Source organism: Candidatus Krumholzibacteriota bacterium (genome assembly GCA_034520215.1).
Taxonomy (GTDB): domain Bacteria; phylum Krumholzibacteriota; class Krumholzibacteriia; order Krumholzibacteriales; family WJIX01; genus JAGHBT01.
This window is the reverse complement of the sequence record JAXHNR010000001.1, coordinates 584089-605595: the sequence shown is the minus strand read 5'-3', so window position 1 is coordinate 605595 and position 21507 is coordinate 584089. Positions and strand designations below refer to the sequence as shown.

The 21507-nt window shown below is 42.2% G+C and carries 20 protein-coding genes; 8 read left to right on the top strand and 12 right to left on the bottom strand.

The window, feature by feature from the left end:
- Positions 1 to 8: 8 nt before the first annotated feature.
- From U5O15_02525 to U5O15_02490, 8 genes are all read right to left on the bottom strand, one after another.
- Entirely contained in the window at positions 9 to 995 is a 987-nt protein-coding gene (locus U5O15_02525; protein ID MDZ7859540.1) for a hemolysin family protein, read from the bottom strand.
- A gap of 8 nt (positions 996 to 1003) precedes the next feature.
- On the bottom strand, positions 1004 to 2305 hold the full coding sequence (locus U5O15_02520; GenBank protein MDZ7859539.1) for a hemolysin family protein: 1302 nt from the start codon (positions 2303 to 2305) through the stop codon (positions 1004 to 1006).
- Between the two features lie 136 nt (positions 2306 to 2441).
- Entirely contained in the window at positions 2442 to 3317 is an 876-nt protein-coding gene (locus U5O15_02515) for a tetratricopeptide repeat protein (GenBank protein ID MDZ7859538.1), read from the bottom strand.
- Positions 3318 to 3319: 2 nt separating this feature from the next.
- Complete coding sequence (gene pal / locus U5O15_02510; GenBank protein MDZ7859537.1) at positions 3320 to 3838, bottom strand: peptidoglycan-associated lipoprotein Pal; 519 nt, start codon at positions 3836 to 3838, stop codon at positions 3320 to 3322.
- Between the two features lie 143 nt (positions 3839 to 3981).
- Positions 3982 to 5220 carry a hypothetical protein gene (locus tag U5O15_02505; protein ID MDZ7859536.1) on the bottom strand — a complete coding sequence of 413 codons (1239 nt, stop codon included), beginning with the start codon at positions 5218 to 5220 and terminating at the stop codon, positions 3982 to 3984.
- Between the two features lie 2 nt (positions 5221 to 5222).
- The gene (locus tag U5O15_02500) at positions 5223 to 5879 is read right to left on the bottom strand and encodes an energy transducer TonB (GenBank protein MDZ7859535.1); all 657 of its coding nucleotides are present in this window, start codon (positions 5877 to 5879) and stop codon (positions 5223 to 5225) included.
- Between the two features lie 79 nt (positions 5880 to 5958).
- Positions 5959 to 6357 (bottom strand): biopolymer transporter ExbD, encoded by a 399-nt coding sequence (locus U5O15_02495; GenBank protein ID MDZ7859534.1) that lies wholly within the window; start codon positions 6355 to 6357, stop codon positions 5959 to 5961.
- 41 nt (positions 6358 to 6398) lie between these two features.
- A complete protein-coding gene (locus U5O15_02490) occupies positions 6399 to 7094 on the bottom strand; it encodes a MotA/TolQ/ExbB proton channel family protein (protein ID MDZ7859533.1) in 696 nt (231 codons plus the stop codon).
- Between the two features lie 546 nt (positions 7095 to 7640).
- Here U5O15_02490 and U5O15_02485 point away from each other — a divergent pair.
- The 4 genes from U5O15_02485 to U5O15_02470 all read left to right on the top strand — a co-directional run bounded on the left by U5O15_02485 (position 7641) and on the right by U5O15_02470 (position 11852).
- Complete coding sequence (locus tag U5O15_02485) at positions 7641 to 9371, top strand: DUF4384 domain-containing protein (GenBank protein ID MDZ7859532.1); 1731 nt, start codon at positions 7641 to 7643, stop codon at positions 9369 to 9371.
- A 109-nt stretch (positions 9372 to 9480) separates the two neighbouring features.
- On the top strand, positions 9481 to 10239 hold the full coding sequence (gene pgeF / locus U5O15_02480; protein ID MDZ7859531.1) for a peptidoglycan editing factor PgeF: 759 nt from the start codon (positions 9481 to 9483) through the stop codon (positions 10237 to 10239).
- A 148-nt stretch (positions 10240 to 10387) separates the two neighbouring features.
- Entirely contained in the window at positions 10388 to 11545 is a 1158-nt protein-coding gene (locus U5O15_02475; protein MDZ7859530.1) for a pyridoxal phosphate-dependent aminotransferase, read from the top strand.
- Positions 11546 to 11720: 175 nt separating this feature from the next.
- A complete protein-coding gene (locus U5O15_02470; protein MDZ7859529.1) occupies positions 11721 to 11852 on the top strand; it encodes a hypothetical protein in 132 nt (43 codons plus the stop codon).
- 38 nt (positions 11853 to 11890) lie between these two features.
- Here U5O15_02470 and U5O15_02465 read toward each other — a convergent pair whose 3' ends face one another.
- Positions 11891 to 12034: a hypothetical protein gene (locus U5O15_02465; GenBank protein MDZ7859528.1), complete on the bottom strand. Its 144-nt coding sequence runs from the start codon at positions 12032 to 12034 to the stop codon at positions 11891 to 11893.
- A 73-nt stretch (positions 12035 to 12107) separates the two neighbouring features.
- Here U5O15_02465 and U5O15_02460 point away from each other — a divergent pair, with 73 nt between their 5' ends.
- The 4 genes from U5O15_02460 to pyrE all read left to right on the top strand — a co-directional run bounded on the left by U5O15_02460 (position 12108) and on the right by pyrE (position 16563).
- The gene (locus U5O15_02460; protein ID MDZ7859527.1) at positions 12108 to 13352 is read left to right on the top strand and encodes a T9SS type A sorting domain-containing protein; all 1245 of its coding nucleotides are present in this window, start codon (positions 12108 to 12110) and stop codon (positions 13350 to 13352) included.
- A gap of 4 nt (positions 13353 to 13356) precedes the next feature.
- Positions 13357 to 15270, top strand: a complete 1914-nt coding sequence (locus U5O15_02455; GenBank protein ID MDZ7859526.1) for a FlgD immunoglobulin-like domain containing protein — start codon at positions 13357 to 13359, stop codon at positions 15268 to 15270.
- Between the two features lie 67 nt (positions 15271 to 15337).
- Complete coding sequence (locus U5O15_02450; GenBank protein MDZ7859525.1) at positions 15338 to 15976, top strand: hypothetical protein; 639 nt, start codon at positions 15338 to 15340, stop codon at positions 15974 to 15976.
- A gap of 50 nt (positions 15977 to 16026) precedes the next feature.
- The gene (pyrE, locus tag U5O15_02445; GenBank protein MDZ7859524.1) at positions 16027 to 16563 is read left to right on the top strand and encodes an orotate phosphoribosyltransferase; all 537 of its coding nucleotides are present in this window, start codon (positions 16027 to 16029) and stop codon (positions 16561 to 16563) included.
- A gap of 30 nt (positions 16564 to 16593) precedes the next feature.
- Here the strand turns inward: pyrE and U5O15_02440 are convergent, their stop codons facing one another.
- The 3 genes from U5O15_02440 to U5O15_02430 form a co-directional block, all read right to left on the bottom strand.
- Positions 16594 to 17364: a hypothetical protein gene (locus U5O15_02440; GenBank protein ID MDZ7859523.1), complete on the bottom strand. Its 771-nt coding sequence runs from the start codon at positions 17362 to 17364 to the stop codon at positions 16594 to 16596.
- 134 nt (positions 17365 to 17498) lie between these two features.
- Complete coding sequence (locus tag U5O15_02435) at positions 17499 to 19934, bottom strand: DEAD/DEAH box helicase (GenBank protein MDZ7859522.1); 2436 nt, start codon at positions 19932 to 19934, stop codon at positions 17499 to 17501.
- On the bottom strand, positions 19931 to 20974 hold the full coding sequence (locus U5O15_02430; protein ID MDZ7859521.1) for a ribonuclease H-like domain-containing protein: 1044 nt from the start codon (positions 20972 to 20974) through the stop codon (positions 19931 to 19933). The genes U5O15_02435 and U5O15_02430 overlap by 4 nt, the downstream gene beginning before the upstream one ends.
- Positions 20975 to 21507: the final 533 nt, after the last annotated feature.

The following is a 21507-nucleotide window of genomic DNA, read 5'->3' as shown; positions in this document are numbered from 1 at the left end:
CTACCTGCTTATCCTTGGATTCCCAATAATTCATGTTCACTGGCTATATCTCCAACGATACTCTCAATTATATTCTCTAATGTCAATATCCCCTTAAATCGGCCCCTATTGTTTATGACGATAGCGAAATGAAGCGGTTCACTCTTCATCCTTACAAGGAGATCCTCGGCTAGTTCATCCTCGGCGGCAAAAAATGGTTTATGCATAAGGGAAGTAAGCTTCTCCCCGCTCTCTATTCCAAGTAAATCAAATAGAGAGATAACACCTACAACATTCCCCGACTTCGGAGAAACAAGAGGATAACGGGAATATGGATATTTATTGGCGGTTTCTATAACCTCCGATATCGAACTTGTATATGGAAACGATATAACTTCACTTACAGGCAGCATCAAATCAGCAGCCTTTACAACGCCGAAATGAAAAACGCTGTCAATAATCTTCTTTTCCCTTTCCTTGATAACACCTTTATCTTTAATTCCGCTGTATAAATATATCAGCTCTTCACGTGTAGACATGAAATTCTCTTTCTTTCCGCTTTTGCGGGTTATCTTCGAGGGGATTGCTGTCAGCAAAGCGGCAGATTTAACAAAAGGCCAGAGAATATATGAAAAGCCTTTGAGAATCGGGGCAACGAAAATAGAAATTCTATCCGAATGGTATAAAAAAGATGCCTTGGGAACAACTTCTCCCATGATCAGTAAGACAGGTGTAATCACAATAGTTGAAACTAAGGGCCCCTTATTCCCGAAGAGTCTTATTGCCAAAGCTGTTGCTTCAGCCGTACAGGCAATAATAGCCAAATTATTACCCACAAGAACAATAGACAGGAGAAAGTGCGGAGAAGCGATAAGATCTTCCAGGATACGGGCCCTGAATGATCCTTCTCTCACTTTGTTTCGTACTTTAAGTCTGTTGCAGGAAACGACAGCTGTCTCAGAACCGGAAAAAAAAGCTGACATAAAAATAGTTACAACTATAATTGATACAGACAAAAGCACCTTCAGTCCTTATCCTTTCCCTCGTCGGATTTACCGACTTTGATCTTGTTAACCCTTGTTTTTCCGGCTGATATAACAAGAAAACGCACATTGTTGATGTTAAATGTTTCTCCCTCCCGGGGAATTTTGCCCGTCTTTTCTATCAGATAGCCCGCGGTTGTTTCCACTTCTTTAGAGAAAATTTCAGTCCCCAGAATCTTATTCAACGCTTCCAGTCTGAATGTGCCGTCGACAACAATTTCGCCGCCCTCTGTAACTTGATACTCTTTTACTCTCGGCTCTCTCCTGTCACGGATTTCGCCGAATATTTCTTCGAGAATATCCTCCAGAGTTATAATCCCCAGATACGCTCCGTGTTCATCTACTATTACCGCAACATGCTGGTGGGCGTTTAGAAATTCATTCAGTAAATAGCGGACTCTCTTACTTTCGGGAACAAACCAGACGGGCTGCATTATTTTTCTCAGTTTCATCTTCTTCTTACTCGAATACTTAAGCAGTTCCTTGGCCAGGAGAACTCCAACAATATTGTCACTTGTTTCCGCGTAGAGAGGAATACGGCTGAAGCCGTATTCTTTTACAAGAGGAACGGCCTCATTAAGATTCATATCTGCCTCTAAAGCAAAGACCTCGCCTCGGGGTGTAAAAACTTCTCCCACTGTGGTCTCCGCAAAGAGGAAAAAATTGCCGAGAATCTCCCTCTCAAAATCTTTAAAAAGACCGTTTCTGTATCCAATTTCAACCGCCGTGACAAGTTCTCTTGTAACATACCCCCTGTGGGGTTCTCCCAGCAAACCGCGGCTCCCCCTTACCGCTAAATCGGCTATTCGTCCCAACAGCCACACGGCCGGAGACAGAATAAATATTAAAGTCCTGTATACCGGAGCTGAAATTGCCGCAAAAGAGGTTGAATGATGAAAAGCAAATTCCTTCGGAGTTATTTCGCCAAAAACAAGTATGAGGGCGGTCATGACGACTGTTGTAATACCCACCCCGGTTTTCCCGAAAGATTCTATCGCAAATGCGGTAACCAAACTTGTAGCGGTAATATTAACAAGTAAATTAGCGAAAAGTATAGTTACGAGAAGTTTTCTGGGTTTTGACAAAAGAGAAAACACCATTCTCTTTCGTCTGTTTCCAAGCTTCATCTTCTCAAGAACAGAATGCTGAATGGAAAAATACGCGGTCTCCGACCCCGAAAAGAAAGCTGAAAAACCCAATAGCACAATTACTGATATGATTAATGAAATATTGCTGAAGATTTCCAAAGTCTTTTGAATACACCTTTCAAACAACACCGGCATAAATTCTCTTTACCGGAATTTAATTCCAAGACAGTAATCAGAAAACCGCCGCCAACCTTAATGTCCCGACGCGGACGTAACAAACAATTGGATAATAAAGAGAAAAGTGTTTTAAAAAACGACGTTTAGTTAAATGTTAATCCTCTAGAATCGAGCCAAACTCTTCTTCAGCCGCCGCGGCTTCTTCACTGTTGGGGTAATCTCTTAAAAGCCTCCTTACTATACCGGCGGCCAGATCACTGTCTCCAATTTCCTCATACGCGACTGCCATTCTTAAAAGAGAAGCCGGCACTTTCTTTCCTTCCGGATATTTCTTAAGTATTCTTGAAAATTCCTTCAGAGCGTCAAAGTATTTTTCCTGCTCAATAAAACACTCTCCCCTTATAAAGATAACCTCTTCGGCTAACGGATTATCAGGATATTCATCAAGAAAGAGTTTAGAATCCTCAAGAGCGATTTGATATTCCATTCTGCTGAAATCGAGGTATATCTGCCTGTACATCACTCCCGCGGAGGGAGTATCGTCCGGCCCGGATACTACCCCTGAATCCGGAGCAGCTCCGGTCTCAGAATCCGATGAAAGAGAATCATATTCTGCGGCTGCCCCTAAAGTATCTTCTGCTTCTTCTTTATTTCTATTTGCAGCCCGGGGCAAAGGACCTCTCCGGCCTGAAGAAACAGTTGCCTCTTTTTTAAAGGAATCAAGCCTTGAAGATTCCAGCAGCGCCTGCCGCATGGCGTTTAACTGATCCTTTAATCCCTCCATATCCATCTTGCTTCTTGCTGCCTCTCTTCTGGAATATTTCTGCTGGTTTTTCAGCTCTTTCTGCATTTTATCCAGCCGTTCTTCCAGATTTTTCTCTCTCGCAAGAAGAGTATCAACAGCCACCGATGTATTAATTGCCCTCTGCGGCATCTCGATGAACTTCGCTCCCCAACACCCGGCATTTACCGCCGTAAAGAGTAAAATAAATCCTAAAGCAAGATTCTTTTTATACCCAATCCTGAACATTATTATTTAACTACCATATGGGCGCGGCGGTTTTTGGCCCAGGCCTTTTCATTATGCCCCTTGGCAAACGGTTTTTCTTCACCATAACTGATTATAGATATCTTGTCAGCGGCAACACCGTACGCCGTGTAAAAATCCTTGACCGCTTTCGCTCTTTTTTCACCAAGAGAAAGATTATATTCAGCCGTTCCCCGTTCATCACAATGCCCCTCAATTACGACCTTGATATCTTCTTTGTCCAGAATCTGTTCAGCGTTACCGGTTAGTATACTCCTGTAATTGTCTTTGATCTCGAAACTGTCAAAATCGAAGAACACGTCAACGAGTACTACAGGTTCCACTTTAACTTCCTTAATTTCAGGTTCTTCCTTTTCTTCTTCAAGAGGAGGCGGCGGCGGAACAATTTCCTCTTCAGCCGGTTTCACCTCTTCTATAGGCGGAGCCTCTTTTTTAGAACACGCAGGAAGAACCAATGCAAAAACCAGGATAACAATTAATCCCGTATAACTGATGCGAGCCATCCGATCACCTCCAGTTTAAAAAACTTATTTTATGGCCTTTACTCACATTTAATATTGCCAAATCAAATAAACTATAACTTCAATGTTGATTTTTGCAAAGACTTATTTTTTTATTTTTATCTACTTTTTACAATTTTGATTCTCTATCTTACAGGGGACCATGCCGGTGATTTACCTCTTACAAGCCTGCGTTTCAAACCCGAATCTATATTAACAACAACTATCCAGGATTCTCCGCTATATTCTACCGCCACTGCCAGGTGGCTTCCGTCTGGAGCCCAAGAAGGATCCTCATAGCTTAAATAATCCCTATAAACTGTATCCACCCATAACCCGTCGGGTGAAGCAAGCTTAAGCCTGTATAACCCATCCTCGCGTGAAACATACGAGATAAGGTCGCCCTGAGGAGACCAAACCGGTGAAGTGTTATACCCCCCGCTCATCGTCAGCCTTCTGAGGTTCCCTCCATACCTGTCCATTATGTATATTTGCGGAACCGACGTCCTGTCCGAGACAAAAACTATTTCTCTCCCATTGGGAGCCCATGTAGCCGAACAATCTATAGCTCTGTTCCTGGTTAACCTCCTCTTCATCTTCCCCGATGAATCAAGAATAAATAACTCGCTGTTGCCCATTACACTGATCGTCATAAGGATCTCATCTTTGCCGCTATAATACCCTCCGGGAATATTCAATCCCTTCCGATAAGAAAGAAGCCGTTTTAGTCCTTTCTTTAAATCTACTATATAACAATCGGGATTATCCCTTTTATATGAAGTGTAACAGAATCTATTCTTATCCAACCAAACCGGAGATACCGCAAGCTTGTCGTCGGTCAGTTTCCTTAATCCATGTCCGTCATAATCGACAATGTAGACAGACTTACTGCCCTGCCTCTCCCTGACAAAAAGAATACTTGTTGTGGCTATTCCGGTTTCACCGACAAGAAAGTAGGTAATCTCATCACTTAAATTATGGCTCACTCCTCTGCATCCGCCGGCCTGAAATCTATAATTCTTTCTGAAGATGACTCCCCGGCTTGAGTAATCTAACAACTTCACGTCCAGCAGATATCCTTCGCTGCTGCTCGTCAATTTACCTTCAAATATCGCTACCGCGGTCAGCCCGGCCTTCAGTGTGTCGGTTCCTTCTATAAAATGTACCGGTTTAAATATACCCGTGAGCTTCAAATCGTTTTCCAGAACCTCGGAAATACATTCAGCGGAGGTTTCAGATTCAGGCAATTCATACTCTATTCTATTTAAAACAATAGGAATCCTTCCCCCTCTCTCCCTGTCAACCTGAAGGTGAACATCAGTCTGAGAATAAGCGTGCGCGGAAAATAAAACTGATAAAAATAATAAAGCCAAAGTCCTGTTCATCATCAATCCTTCTGAACAAATCTAAAGTGTACTCCCAAAGCGGGCTCGTCAAAAGCGCCGGGAAGAGGCGGAAACGGGGCGGAACTCTTTATAGCTCTGAGGGCCGCTCTGTCAAAATAGGAATCGCCGGACCCTTTTTCCAACAGTAATCCGGATATCCTTCCGCTTCTATCAAGCCGGAAAAAGACAGTGCATGAAATGCTCTTTCCGTGCTGAGCAGAGGCCGAGAACCAATTGGCGGAGACCTTGCGCTGAATAGCCCCCAGGTAGTAGGAAAACGGAAAACGCGGGGCGTCAACGGCTATAGAGGTCTCTTCAACCTTCTTGTCTTCCTTTACCGTAACATCGAGAGATTTTTTTTCCTTTTCTTCCGCCTGTTTCTTTTCAGGGGGTTCTTGGGGCTTCTCATCCTTCACCTCCACAGCGGGTTTCTTCTTTTTAACAGGTTCCGGCTCCGGTTCCGGCTTCTCAACTTCAACTTCCTGTTTCTTCTCGGGTTTTTCCTTTTTCTTCGCTTTAGTAGGAGAAAAAATACGCACGGAATATACCTTGTCCGGTAAATCCACTCTAGGAACAATCTCGAAAAAAGTAAGAAGCACGTAAAAGATAAGCGCGTGTATACATAATGATATAACAGCCGAAAACTTCATCTTTTCCATGCCTGACTGAAAACCTGATGCCGGTATTTATCAATTCCGCTTGGCGGCTTCTAACTCCGCCCTATTTCCATCAAATACGTTATTCTTCTTTCTCCTGTTTGGCTATAAGACCCACATCTTCAATCCCCATCATCTTTATTCTTGCCAGAACTCTCATCACTTTCCCATAGTGCGTTTTTGTATCGGCCCTTAAGAAAATCCGCTGAGCATTTGTTTCGAGTTCCTTTCTAAGAGCTCCCGCGAAGTCTTCCCACTCAACTTCGCGTTTCTCAATAAAAAGATCCCCCTCCCTGCTTACAGAAACAGTAATACCCTTGCGCTCCTCTATTACTTTTGCTTCAGCCTTGGGAAGATTAAGCTTCACTCCCGCCTGCAGGAACGGAGCTGTCAGCATAAAGACAATTAAAAGCACCATCATTACATCGACAAGGTTGGTTATGTTTATCGCCGCCATCGAGGAATATCTCTTACGTCTCATAATTTGCTCCTAAAAGAATCCTTACAAAAAAACTCCAAAAATCAACCCGTATCTTTCCTTAATTCACCATATTTCCCTTCAGTAAGACGGCTCCTGAAAAGAACCATAAAGGAGGTCAGGTCATCTTCCTTTCTCCTGATTAGTCTGACCATGTAATTATAACCTATAACAGCCGGTATAGCTGCACCAAGCCCAAATATAGTTGTTATAAGCGCTTCGGCAATACCGGGACCGACGACATATAAATCCGCGGAGCCTCTGGCTCCCATACTAATAAAAGAGCGCATTATCCCCCAAACCGTGCCGAGTAGGCCGAGAAAGGGAGAAATCGTAGCCGTAGTCGAGAGAAATATCAAATACGATTCCCAGCCCGCTATAATCGAGTCTATTCTCGCCTCGAGAAAGCTGTCTAAGGATTTTAAACTCTCTAGTTCTCCGCTGGTTATTTCATTGCCAATGGATAAGACAAGCTGGGCTTCACAGCTGGCAGGGTACTTTTTTGCTTTTTCGATTAAAGCCCGCAGAGACAATTCATCTTTGAAAAGTTTTATGAATTCGCCCCCTTCCTTTGAAGAACGCCTGAAATACCTAATCTTTTCAACAATTATCGTCCATGAAACTACTGAAAGAATAAGCAGAAGAGCCAGAACTAATTTAGCGAGAACTCCCGCTCTGGAAATCAACTCAACAAAATTTTCAGCGATCTGTAAAAATATCGGCATTCCTTCAAATCCCATGCAAATCCTCCCTTTGAACTATCTCCGGAAACCTGCCTATCTTACTCTCCGGAGGTTAAAATAGCCTCTAATTGTTTCACTCTAAATCAATGTTATGCAAATTACAATCTTATCTATTATAACTATAACGCACAATTCCTTGTCTTCATAACATTTATTAAAACTTGTTGCAGCGATAAACCTTTTAGCTTATACCCTTTGGCCATTTAATCGCACAGAATCTTTATTATATCTTCATTCACCTGTTACAAATTGATGGTTAAAAACCCCCAAACGCAAGTGAGAAATAAGTTAGATAATTTAAACTGACAAATTATTATAACTATATATTCGTTTATGTGTTTGTTAATAAACAAATTACATAATTATTGCTCTATTGTTATTTTCAGCAAAAGAGGAAACATTGTGTGATTCAGCCCGCGGCATCCTACCCGTTTAGTTTATATAAAGACTTGTAAATCTGGTAAAAAACCGTTATAATTTTAATGTACCGGTTGATTGAGTTATCATCTGGACGGTTTCCTCCATGTAAAGGGAGTGATCAAAATGAGGAAAAGATTCTTTATCGTTTTTCTCGTCCTTCTAACCGCGTCGTTCTTCTTTTCAACAACCAGGGCTATTGAATATAAAAAGAGCTCATCAAATGCCTCATATGACGTGAGCCGATTAAACATAGTTATGCGGCTCGTGGGCGGAAGGGGAGCTGTTGTAAATTCCGGCAAAGAGTTGAATTTTAGTTTCAGGCTAAACCAGCCGGGGTATGTTATCATATACAATATTGACAGCGAAGGTTTTATAAATCTCATCTATCCGCCCGACGGCAAATTGAACAAAATTGAAAAAGACAGAGTTTATATCATACCGGAACGCGGAAGCAGCCTGAGTTTAAAAGCCGGCAGTAAAACCGGTATCGAGTATATTCACGCTCTCGCGGTTGAAGACAGGAATTATATTGACGAAAGGGAACTCTATTTTCTTAGTCAGGACTCGGAGCTTCCAAGGAATAAAAGATTCCGCACTGACAAAGACCCGTATCTTTCATTCAATATGATTGATAAAACTATCGTAAAAAATATCGATAATAATCCTCCCGCCACTGATCATACTTATTTCTTCGTAAACAAGAGACAAGATTACCCTTCGTACCTGTGCGGACAATGTCACGGAGCAGACAAATTAAGCGATCTTTACGGTAAGCAGTGTACTGAAATAGCAATAGAGAAGAATTTCTATGAAGAAAAACTAAGTTATCCTTATCCCCCTCTCTTTAATATTTCACATTATGATGAACCGGAAGAAGAAAACTACTCATCAAAGACATATTATGAAGACAATCTATCTAATAACTGGGATGATGAGCTTCTATCCACAAATGAAAACGATATCTACCTCACAATTAATACGGGGTATGATTATCCTTATTACTATTCCGGTTATTATCCGTATAATAACTATTTCTACCAGTATCCGTCTTATTCCTCCTTCTATTGGGGTTTTGGGTTCAGCTCCAACTGGGGATTTAATCCCTGGTATAATTACGGTTACTACTCCCCCTATTACTACCCCAATAGCTGGTATTTCCCATACTACAGTTACTACGACTCCGGCTGGAACAACTATTATGACGGCCGAAGGTCTATCTATGCCGGCAGAAAATTTACAAAGCGCTCTCTAAATTATCCGGCCGTATCGAACGAGCTTAAACGTGAAAAGTCGCTAAAAAACAGCAAATTGGTCAGTAGTAGAATGACCAGACTGAAGGGGAAAAGCCGTCAACAGTCAGAACTTACGAAAGCACTTACATCGCGCCGAACAATATCGGAGAGAAGCAACTTGCGAAGAGGAAATATTACATCCAGAGAAAGTGTGAAAAGAAGAACAGTATACGGCTCGCCGCGTAGAAAAAATACAGAAAGTACAAGGTCAGCGCGTAACTACAATAATATTGACAGAAATAACAATACCCGAAGGGTATATAACCCAAACAGAACAAACGATAGTAAGCGATCGTCGTCAAGAAACAACAGAAGCTCCTCACGAACACGCTCTTTGAAAAGAGACAATAATGACAGGAACAGGTCAACCAGAAGCGTAAACAAATCCCGATCGGATTCAAGAAGGGAAGATTCAAGTAGCCGAGTTAAAAGGGATAGTAGGAGCTCTTCCAGAAGAAACTCTTCAAGAGGATCAACGAAGAGATCTTCTTCGAGAGGATCTTCATCTTCGAGAAGTTCCTCAAGAAGATCCAGGCGATCCAGTTCCCGCGACCGCGACTGATATCTTGCGGAAAGGAAATACCGCAAAGTAGATTAAATACAGCGGCCAAATGTAAAATATCATAAAGCGGTTTAGGACGAATGCCGATGAATAGCCGGGATGACAGTGAATGAAATGGATCACAAAATCGAATCTGAATATTGGCATATTCCCCGTTCTGGATGTAATAGCACCCCGTCTTGAATTCTATTTTTCATCAAGAACCGGCGGCATCAGCCCCGCGCCGTTCAATTCCCTTAATCTTGGAACTGATCTCGGCGATACCCGCGAAAACGTAAATCAAAACAGAAACATACTCCTAAACGCGCTCAATATCTCAAGTGACAATCTCGCTCTGGGAGAACAAACCCACAGTTCTAATATCAGAATCACAAATAAGGGAGGAAGATATAAGAAATCAGATGGTTTTATAACTGAACGTACCGGGCTGTCGATTGCTATAAGCACAGCCGATTGCTATCCCGTCGTCATCTATTCCCCTCCTGAAAACGCTATGGCAGCTATCCATGTTGGAAGAAAGGGAGCCGCCGGGGGAATAATCTCCAAAACACTCCGCAAGATGGTCGATCAATTCCTGATTAATCCGGAAAACTCAATTTCAATCCTGGGGCCTGGTATTTGCTGGAAATGCTACCAGATAAATAGAAATATCGCGTCTAAGTTCGAAGGTAAAGTGATAAAAAAACGGAAGAACAAATACTATCTCGATCTTCCGTTATTTATTAAAAATGAGCTGAAGCGATGCGGAATCAAACAGCGTAATATCTTTTCATCCGGAATATGTACATGCTGCTCGCCCGATTTATGCTTTTCATACCGACGTGAAAATATAACCGGAAGACACTGGACTCTGGCTACAATCAGATAGTCATAAAGGATCCTATTCACCGCTGGAATAAGCACATTCCCTTTTTTAATAAATTCCTGTATAGATCACTTGAAGAGATAACGAAACGATTGACTTTTCATACAGAATAGACCTATTTTTCAAATATTACACATATTGAAAGGCAGCGATGAAATCAAAAACAAGCAAAGAGATGAAACCATTTATTGTAATGGATGTTCTCCAACGGGCGCTTGAGCTGGAAGAAAAGGGCAAGCATATAATACATATGGAAATAGGAGAACCTGACTTTGACACTCCTTCCGCGATAGTCGCGGCTGGGATAGATTCACTGAGAAGGGGAGAAACCCACTACACCGACAGTCGCGGTATACTGAAACTCCGCAGGGCTGTGGCAAAATACTACAACATAAATTACGGCTTAGATATATCGGAAACACAGGTCCTTATTACTATGGGAGTATCCCCCGCTCTTCTTACGGTTCTTTCTTCGCTCATAAATAATAACGGCGATGAAATCATTCTCTCCAACCCGTATTATCCCTGTTATCCGAATTTCATAAAACACCTCGGGGGAACGCCGCGCTTCATACGTACAAAAGCTGAAGATGGATTTCATCTTAATCCAGCCATGGTAAAAGAAGCCATAGGTCCAGACACAAAAGCTATTCTTGTAAATTCACCATCTAATCCAGTTGGAACAATTATCTCCACAGATGCCCTGAAAGAAATATGCGGTATGGGAATACCCGTTATAAGCGATGAAATTTACCACGGTCTGGTATACGGCGAAGAGGCACATTCCTCACTTGAATTTACAGAGAATACTTACATCTTAAACGGGTTTTCCAAGATCTTTGCCATGACGGGATGGCGGCTGGGATACGTAATTGCCCCTGCTAAAGCGGTCAGAAAAATTGAGATTATCCTGCAGAACTTCTTTATTTCACCCAATTCTTTTGTTCAGAGAGGCGGAATTGCAGCTCTTGAATTAAACCACCCGGAAATTGAGGAAATGAAAAAAAAGTACAACTTAAGACGCAAATTCCTTCTCGGGAAACTCTCCGCGATGGGGCTTAAGTGCGCCGTCGAACCAAAGGGGGCTTTTTACATTTTCGCAGACGCCCGCCACATCGAAAAAGATTCCTATAAGCTTGCCTTTGATATTCTTGATAAAGCGGGAGTTGCCTTGACGCCCGGAATAGATTTCGGCGATCAGGGGGAAGGGTATCTTCGGCTGTCATACGCTAATTCCATGGAAAATCTCGCAGAAGGAGCCTCAAGGCTTAAACAATACCTCAATAATAACGGATATCGGGGACAATAACCCTCAGCCGCATACTGTTACAAATCATCGTCTACCTGATAGGATATAAAAATTGGGGAAACTCCAAAAAATAATACCAGTTGACAATTTGCGGCAGTTTTTGATATAATAGAAGATGTGAAGTGTAAATAAAATCTGTGTAGGTAGTAACAAAATTCCTAAGGGAGGAAACTTGATGAAGAATAAAGAGAAAAAAGACAGGAATTATTCAAAACCTGAAGTAAAAAAGCATGAAAATCTTAAAGATATCACGCTTTATTCTTCTTTTATGCCGCCAGGGTGGAAACATAGACATGGTAATGAATAATAACTAAACATAATTAATATTTTGGTTCATAAGATCATTCAGGAAGCAAGTTGCAGTTTCATACTGACATCAGAATAAATAGATTTTTCGTTCTGGTAGATTCCGATGACGAAAGGGTCATGATGTCTCTTTCTATTCCCGAATTCATAGTTCTGAAATATTGACATAAGCCCTTTTTTCATGTATAATTATAGGTGTATTGTATATTCCTTATGCGTTTGAACATCTGTGATAAACAACAAAAGGAACCGTATCGTGTTAGCAAAAATACTAAAAAAACTCCTCCTGGTATGTATTCTATTACATTTTCCTTATAGTATATACGGGCAAGGTGTATCTTCCATCCAGCTTGTCGGTAATTTCAATGGAATAACATGTGAACCTGACGATCCCGAAAATGATATGATTTCCCTTGGTAATCATGAATGGAGCAAACTCAAATTTATAGACGAGGGCAGCTCTCCCCCCGATACAATAGATTTTAAATTCACAAAGGACGGTACCTGGGGTGACGAACATTGGGGATGGAGTTTCGAACACGGCTGGGGAATTGCTGAATTGTCCTGGAACCCGCCGAGCATAGTAACTGCATTACAGGACAGCGGATATCACTATTTCCATTTCAATGATTCCACTTATTCCTATTCTATAGAACGTCCCGCCGGCAAAATATTCGGAGCAATTACATCCGGAGACAGCGGTCAACTTCCAGCAAATACTACAGTCACCCTGACCAATTCCGAAGCAGGGACAATAGGAACTTTTGATGAATTCAGCGATTCTCTATATATTTTTCAACATCTGCCTCCCGCTGAATATTCAATTTACGCGTCAGCTGAGGGATACAGTGATACTACAATATACACGAACCTCGCCCGGGGAGACTCCGCGCAAATAGACATAACCCTCTATCTTAACACGGCCGTTACAATTTCATACGCGACTTACCAGCGAAGTGATAATGAAATAATTCTCTTATGGTCGACGGGCAATGACTGCGAGAACATCGGCTTTGATATCTACAGAGGAGTAAACCCGGAATTATCAATGATGGAAAAAAGAAACTTGAATCCTATTTACAGCAGTCCGGAATATGGTTTTTCTGATACCGTTGAAGACCGTTACATAGATCATTACTATTACATCGTGGAAACAAACGAAATTAACGGCGTTAGATACGGTCCTATTAAAGTAGAAAGACAGACGCCATACGCGGGCTGTTCTCTGCAACAAAACTATCCAAACCCCTTTAATCCCTCTACCACTATTCCTTATACTGTCGGCACAACCGGCGACATGCAGAAAGTAACTATATCCTTTTTCGATGTTTCGGGTAAATTGATAAGCAGTAGTGATCTGGGAACTAAATCTCCCGGAGACTACACATTTCTCTGGAACCCCTCCGCATCTGTGAAAGGCAGAATTCCGTCAGGCGTATACTACTGCAGACTGGCAATAGGGAAGAATACATTCACGAGAAAGATGATTCTTCTCAGGTAAAAATATGTCCATAACTCAAATCAAAAGCGCGGTTTTAAAGAAAGCAAGAAGAGAAATAAAGAAAGTTTCTCCTTTGGCCAACAGCGGATTGATCATAGTAACCTTCCTGTTCTTTTCAACCGCTTTAATTTCACAGTCAAACTCAGCCGAAAAAATACTCCTTGAGGATTCCAATTTGAAACTTATGGAAATAGATTTCGAAGGCCCTGTATTTGAAGACCACGGTTATGTTATAAAGGATCATTCACTCATCAAAGACGCCGAAGGATTATTCCATCTTTTTTATATCAGAGGAGACACAAAAAGCTTTGGACACGCGACATCACCCGACCTCAGGCACTGGACCATTCAAAACCAGGTAATTGATACAGATCAGGAAACCTGGAATAGTTATTTCGTGTGGGCTCCGCATGTTATTAGAATTTCTGAATATCCCAGCAAATACTTAATGTACTCCACCGGAGTGACAAGAAACATTACTCAAAAAACACATCTCGCATACTCAAGTGATCTTTTTTCCTGGAATAAATTTTCCAATGAACTATTCGAACCATTCCACGGTGATACAACATGGCTAGAATGGACAGACGGTGAATGGGCAAATTACCGAGACCCTTTCTTCTTCGAGGATAACGGGACAAACTATATTATAAATTCAGCGGAAACTAATCAGAATCATGGAACTATCGCCCTTTCCAGCAGCGATAACTACTACCACTGGGCAGATAATGGGCCCCTTTATCTGCACGACAACTGGCATATGATTGAAAGCTCAACAGTCATTAAACATAACGACAAATATCACCTTTTCTTTACAGAAGAAGAGATCGGGGGTATATCTCATTTATCTTCTGATTCTCTCAAAGGAGAATGGGATATAAGCACCCGCACAATTATTGACGCCGGCCATGCGTGCGAACTTACCGAAGCACTTTCGGACAAATACATATTTTCCAGGCATACTGGTTATCTCACTTCCTATGGCGACAAAGTAAGTACAATTAGATTCGACACACTGAGTTGGAACGGGAACTACCCCGAAATAAAACAGGATAAAATATTAGCCCAGAGGTGGACCATTCTTTGGGGAACGGCATTTGATAAACAACCCGTATACGGCAACTCATACGAGTACCGCGGTGATGATACAACCAGCATTAATTTTGAAGGCAACTGGTGGATAGGTACATACGAAAATTTCAACGGTCCTATCTACGGTGATTATCCCGGATCAATCCAGGGCAACTCGCCAAGGGGAGCCATAAAGTCTGACAACTTCATTGTCAAAGGGAGATCGATGAGACTTCTTGTCGGCGGTGGAAACTATCCAGATTCCTGCTATATAGCGCTCTGTGACGCTGAAAATGACACAATAATCTACAATGAAACGGGGAAGAATACTGAAACAATGGATGAAAGATTATGGGATCTGGATCCTTGGCTGGGCAGAAACGTCTATCTGAAGATCGTTGATAATTCTTCCATCTCATTCGGGCATATCAATGTCGACGGAATAAAAGAACTGGGAAGTCCATTGCCCACTCAGCCCAACCCGGAAACAAACGGACCCGCCCCCAGAGGGATAGACCCTAACAAAGATGACGATAACAACCTGTACAATGCCCCGGCGCATCCAACTTACCCACAGTCAATCAACAATTATCCTAACCCATTCAATCCAACTACAACGATTGTCATATTTGGAAAACCTTTCAGTAAATCAACTATAACAATTTATTCCGTGAACGGAAGAAAAGTAAGAGATATCGAGTCGAAAACCAATTCCACGGGAAAAGCCCAGGTCATATGGGACGGGTGTGATAAAACGGGAAACCCCCTCTCTGCGGGTGTATACACTGCCGTTTTAAGAAATGGCAAAGAACTTTCCGCTTCTACCAAATTGATTCTGCTTAGATAGCCACCGCTTCAATCGTGGGATAAAATATCTCTTCTTAAATTATCATACCTGTGATATTCTTTTTTTTATGAAATTCTTTAGCGTGATAACTGTTTTTATTATAGTGGTTTCTATTTCAAACTCCGCTCCTTGTGCTGAAGGTATTAAAGGCAGAGAAATTATTGGATTCAGGATCGGTTCCATTTTCAATTCCAACAAGCTCGATAACGCCTTCGGTAAAGGAAGTGAATTGGAACTGCATTTCATAGAGGGACTTGGAACCTGGTATGGAGTAGACATCTCTTTATCGTCACATAACTTTGGCGATTCAAAACTCCCGGAAAAGGACTTCGAGTACGTGGGTTATGACGAAACATTGGAATTACAAATATATTCACTTACCGCGGCAATCTTTACCTGCTATAGACTTTCCGAAAAAATAACGGCAACATTTGATTCCGGAGCGGGTCTTTATGCCATAACCCTTATAAGACCTCTTGGGATTTTCCAGCAGAGTATAACCGATTATCAACCGGGTATATACGGAGGTATAGGATTATTATACCGGATCAGCGAAAGTACTTTCTCTATTAATTTAAACGCTAAATACCACTATATTTCCACCGGCAGTGATAATACGAGAGACCATCCTCTCCTTTTCTACACGGGAGAAAAAAGTTGCGGTTTTTTTCAAATCTGCGCCGGTATTACACTTGATACAGGTTGATAGCGGAAATAAAAAGTTAAATACTGAATTTAACAGAGATTGGAGTAAAGTTGAACAAAAGAGATGAATTAAAACAGATCCTGATTACCCGCTCAATACTCAAGGGAGAATTCACTCTGGCCTCGGGGAAAAAAAGCAACTACTACATAAACGGCAAGATGACAACTCTTTATTCAAGGGGGCTCTACCTTACAGCGAGGCTTCTGCTGGACCGGCTTGATTCAATCGAATATGACGCCATTGCGGGCCCCGTAATAGGTGCCGATCCAATAATAGGCGCGATGCTGACACTCTCTGCTTCAAGAAAAGAAAACAGGGAAGGATTCCTGATAAGAAAAGAAAGTAAAGCCCACGGCACAAAGAAAATTATCGAAGGTAGATTCAAAGAAGGCTCGAAAACTATTATTGTGGAAGATGTTGTAACAACGGGAGGATCTCTGCTGAGAGCCGCTAAGGCAATTTCAGAAGCAGGGGGAATAATCGCGGGTATAATCGTACTCGTAGACCGGGAGGAAGGCGCGGAACAGAATATAGCATCCGAAGGATATGATCTCATGTCGGTTTTTAAAGTAAGCGAGCTCCTTTAAATCAAGTGTAAGGGATCAGCGATCAACTTTCTACTTTGCTTCAGTGATCAGCGTATCCTCTCCGGTTATCGTAAATACAGAATCAGGTAAATTTATTCCATATTTGATGGCCGGGATAAAAGCCTCGCAGTAAGGTTTGCCATTCACACTCCTTCTGGCCCTGCTCGGAAGAGGTATCCCTTCGGCTTTGCTGTACGTACTGTATTCTTCAGAATAAATCAAAGAATCGGCGGGGCTGTTTATTTCAATCCGGTTAATTAACCAGCTTTTTCCTTCGACAGTAACTGTAATAATCCTTTCTCCATCCTCAAACCTCATCTTAAAGGTTCCCTTTTTTGATTCTCCTATCAAATTGCCTTCCTCTGAGTGGCTTCGAATCCAGGAAAGAATCAGCGGAAACCTGTATTTCATCAGACTGGTTTCCAGCACCGGCTTATTGACAGGATTATCAGAGCTTGACCAGCCAAATGTTCTCTTACCGTCATTTATCCACACCCATTTATCTACCGGGTCACCTCTTTTTACGCGGGCTATACACTCTTTATATCTGTGCTTGTCCTGAAAAACAGTCAGCGGGTAATTTTTAACTATTTCCCCGACGGGGAGTTTCTTTAAGAATCCGCTTCCGGTGTATTTCTCGAGATTACGGGTTTCTTTAGCCCCGCCATAGGCTCCTACGACTTTCTTTACTAACTTTTCAGCATTCCGAGGTTTTCCAGAACATGAAAACAGCAAAAGCCCCGAAAGCGATATCATCAAAAAGGAGATAATTGCTTTTTCAAAACCGTACTTTGATTTCAATATTTGAAACCCCTTTCCGTTCCAGTTAACAAGAATATATAAATACCACAGGTCTATTCATTTATTAAACGCCGGAGAGCTATCTGCCATAGAATATATCACAGCTGTTGTTGATAGTCAATTTCACAATCATTCTACCTGTCATTCCTCTTCTTCCTCCCATATAGTCCTTCCCGCAGTTTCCCCTCAAGTTCCACGGGAAGTGGTTTTACCTTAGGCCTTTTTTCCTCCTTTACATTTCTTTCCTTCTTAACAGCAGCCGGTCTGTAGGGCTGAAGCTGCAGCATTGAATGAAGGATCACAAGGGCCGCTTCTTTATCCGGGATCATCCCCCTTCCTCCGCTATCCGGGTCAAGCTGTGTGAAAGGCGGTATTGGAGACCCTACACAGGAGGGACAGCCATTCTCACATGAACACGCCTTGATCAGCTCAAGAGCGGCGCTCATTATCTCTTCAACCAGATCGTAACTCTTAAGTGAAAACCCGATTCCTCCCGGGTATTTATCATACAGATAAAGCGCCTGGCCCGCTGTAGATCCGGAATTTACCGTCGTGCCTATATCAAGCGGATCACACATAACAAAAAGGGGAACTACTTCACGAAGAACATTGGAAAGGCCGAGCAAACCCTCTGAAGGAACTCTGCCCCATTTCCTGACTGCGGCAAAAACCTCACGAGGCGGCATGATCCACAATCCGGCAGTCTCGAGAATCTGCGGAGGAAGATCACATTTCCCATATCCTATTGAATCACGGCTGCCAAATTTTATTTTCCTAAACATAAAAGTCAGATCAGTAACAGAAACATCGCCGAAACCAATCTCACTTATTTTCCATTTGTCTTTCTTTTCTTCCTTGTCAATCTTAACCCTGGTTTCCGTGATAGATTGAGTGTAATAATCAAGATCACACTTGCTGACGAATGCCACTTTCTTATCAATATCCAGATTATTTACAAAGTAAGTAAATGCCTGGTGCAAATACACGGCATCCGGATGAACCTGCTGAAAAGCGCTGGCTTCGTCTACCGTTCCAATAACCCGGTTTCCATCCGATTCATCGATTATTGTATAACTGTCCGGAGAAATATTACGAAGGTTTACTGAAGCACTCGGGTATCCCTTCCCTCTCCAGTACCACTTACCCCTTAGAAAATTAAATTCACGTTCTTCCTCAAGAAGCTCAGCTATAGCTGGAGCGTACTGGCCCATTTCCGACACTTCACTTCCTGAAAGCGGAAGTTCGAATGCCGCGGCTCTTAATTGACCTAGAAGCACATAGGGATTTTCCGGGTCGATTATCGCGTTCTCAGGGGTTCTTCCCAGAAAATATTCAGGATGTTTTACAAGGTATTGTTCCAGGGGAGTATTATGAACCAGAAAGAAAACAACAGATTCTTCTTCCCCCCTTCCCGCCCTTCCGGCCTGCTGCCATGTAGAGGCTATGCTGCCGGGATAACCGACAATAACCGACGCGTAGAGAGCGCCGACATCAATCCCGAGTTCAAGAGCGTTTGTACTTATGACCGCTTTAAGTTCATTCTCGAACAGAAGCCTTTCGATCTCCCTTCTTTCTTCCGGAAGGTAACCTCCTCTGTAGGGATGAACAGAATCATCCAGAGAAGAACTATGGCTCTTTAAAATACCCCGAACGTAACGTGTAATTACTTCACTGACAACACGCGATTTCACAAACGCAATCGTCTGAACATTACCCATAACCAGTTTTGCTATAATATCGGCGGCCTCAACGTTTGTGCTGCGCCGGTCAACTCCAATTTCATCAATGACGGGTGGGTTCCACATCACGAACTTTTTTTCGCCTCTCGGTGATCCGTCATTTTTAATAACTTTTATCCTTCTTCCGGTTAATCTCTCGGCGTGCTCGCCGGGATTAGCAATAGTAGCCGAAGAGGTAACATAAACCGGCTTTGCTCCATAATAACCGCAGATCCTCTCAAGCCTTCCGATAACATTCGCAACGTGAGACCCGAAAATTCCCCGGTAAGTGTGTATTTCATCGATAACAACAAACTGCAGATTCGCGAAGAAACGCGCCCACTTCGAATGATTAGGCAAAATACCGGAATGAAGCATGTCGGGATTCGTCAGGAGAATATCAGCTTCCCCTCTCAGCTTCTTCCTGAGAGAACCGGGCGTATCTCCGTCGTAAGTACCCGCCTTAAAATCTATACTTCGCCCGTAACTTTCCAAAACCCTGAGTTGATCCTGAGCAAGAGCCTTTGTAGGATAAAGATACAACGCCTTGCATTCGCGATCCTCGAGAAATCTTTCAATAACAGGAATATTGTAGCACAACGTTTTTCCGCTGGCAGTCGATGTGACTATAACTATCGATTTTCCCTCTCTTACGGCCTTTACCGCTTCAACCTGATGTGAATAAAGCCTTTTTATACCGGAATTATCTAAAAGTTCTGTGACCCTACCCGGAAGAGGATAATCGAGTTTTCCCCATTTTGCCCTGCGCGCCGGGATTTTATGAGTAAACACAATTTGCTCTCTGTAAAAATCATCCGCTTTCAATTTCTTCAGGAAGCGTTCAGTGTTCAATCTTTTTCCTCCGGATAGAGCTCATCAGAAAGAAAGAAAACAATTAGACGTAACATAGAAATCAGATCTATGCGGTTGTGTTTGATAACTCCTTTTATATCAACGGCATTGCCTGTTCTTACATAATCATGATACACTTCGGGTATCTTCCAGCCGGGAAGATCAGCTATTCTTTCCCTTCCCAGTATTTCTTTCTCAAGTGTGCTCAGCTTATGATTTGATGTCCTCTTCCCCACAATTCTTCTTGAAATGGGTAGTAAATCCACATGATACTCCGGTAATGAAGATTCAATACCAAACAACTTCATTCTATCCAGCATGAAAGGTATATCAAACCCTCTGCCGTTGAAAGTAATGATTGTACTGAAATTTTTCAGAAAATCGCGCGTAAATTCAAGGAGAGGAAACTCTTCCGTATAGTCCCTGGCGAAAAACTGATCCAGAACCAACCTTCCGCCCAGGCTGTACATCAACCCGACGAGGAAAAGAGGAGAATTTCTAAGCCCCGTGGTTTCAAGGTCAAGATAACATACATCATCTATCGGTGAATTTCTCAGGGTATCAATAGACCGATCTTTCCCGGACCCGCCTGCAGCGGGACAAGAAATAATATTGCAATACTTCTTATAAACCTTGTCAGCTTCGGGATCTACACACAAAACTGAATCAGCAATTCGGTAGAAAGAAGCGCCGCCATAATCCTCCTGCCTTCCTAAAACCGCCTCTTCAAGTCTGACGTGTGAGAAAATATCTTTTCTCCGGGTTTTATTGATCCCGCCAGTTTTTCCTCCTTCCATCAATTTTTTTATCAACTTCCTTCGGCTGATTTCACCGGATGAATAAGGATTGTTTATCGATTTTGCGTCTTTACGCGATCTCTCGTCTAAAAAACATTCAGGTTCTTTTGCCGAATCCTGCCCGGATAAGAATTTCTCGGCACGGGCGATAAAAGAATTTATCTGCGCCTTATTATCTTTTACCCCAAATTCCTTATCCGCCCTTTTCCTCAGTTCCTGAAGCTCCTTTTTAATATTACGCATATTACCATCTCTTTAATAAGTACATTACGAATTGATCGGACATACAATATGGGCTCATTCTACATTATTTGAATCTTTTTATCAATAAAGTCCAAGGTGGAGTTTCCCCAATTTTTATAACCTATAAGGGAGTCGATGATTTGTAACAGTATGCGGCTGATTGATATTTTCAAAATCGTGGTCGATTTCTCGCCGGCCGAGGAAACCGCTGGCTCTCCCACCTCGGGCTCGCTCTTTCTGCCCCTTCGGGCCAGAAATCCTTGCCCGCTCGCCACTCGGCGAGGGTTTTGAAAATATCAATCAGCCGCACTCATCAGCAATGAAAGCCCTATTCCACTTACCAATCCTGATAACTGATTGTATCTCGCAATGTTATTACAATACTTGCCGAATTTTCAGAGGGAACTCCAAAGTCCAAGTCTTCTATAGCTTCCCCGATTTCTTCATTGACCCGGTATTTTATTGATTAAGCATTATTGAATAATGCTTAAAGGCAATCTTTGAATTAGAATAATATATAACCAAATATCCTG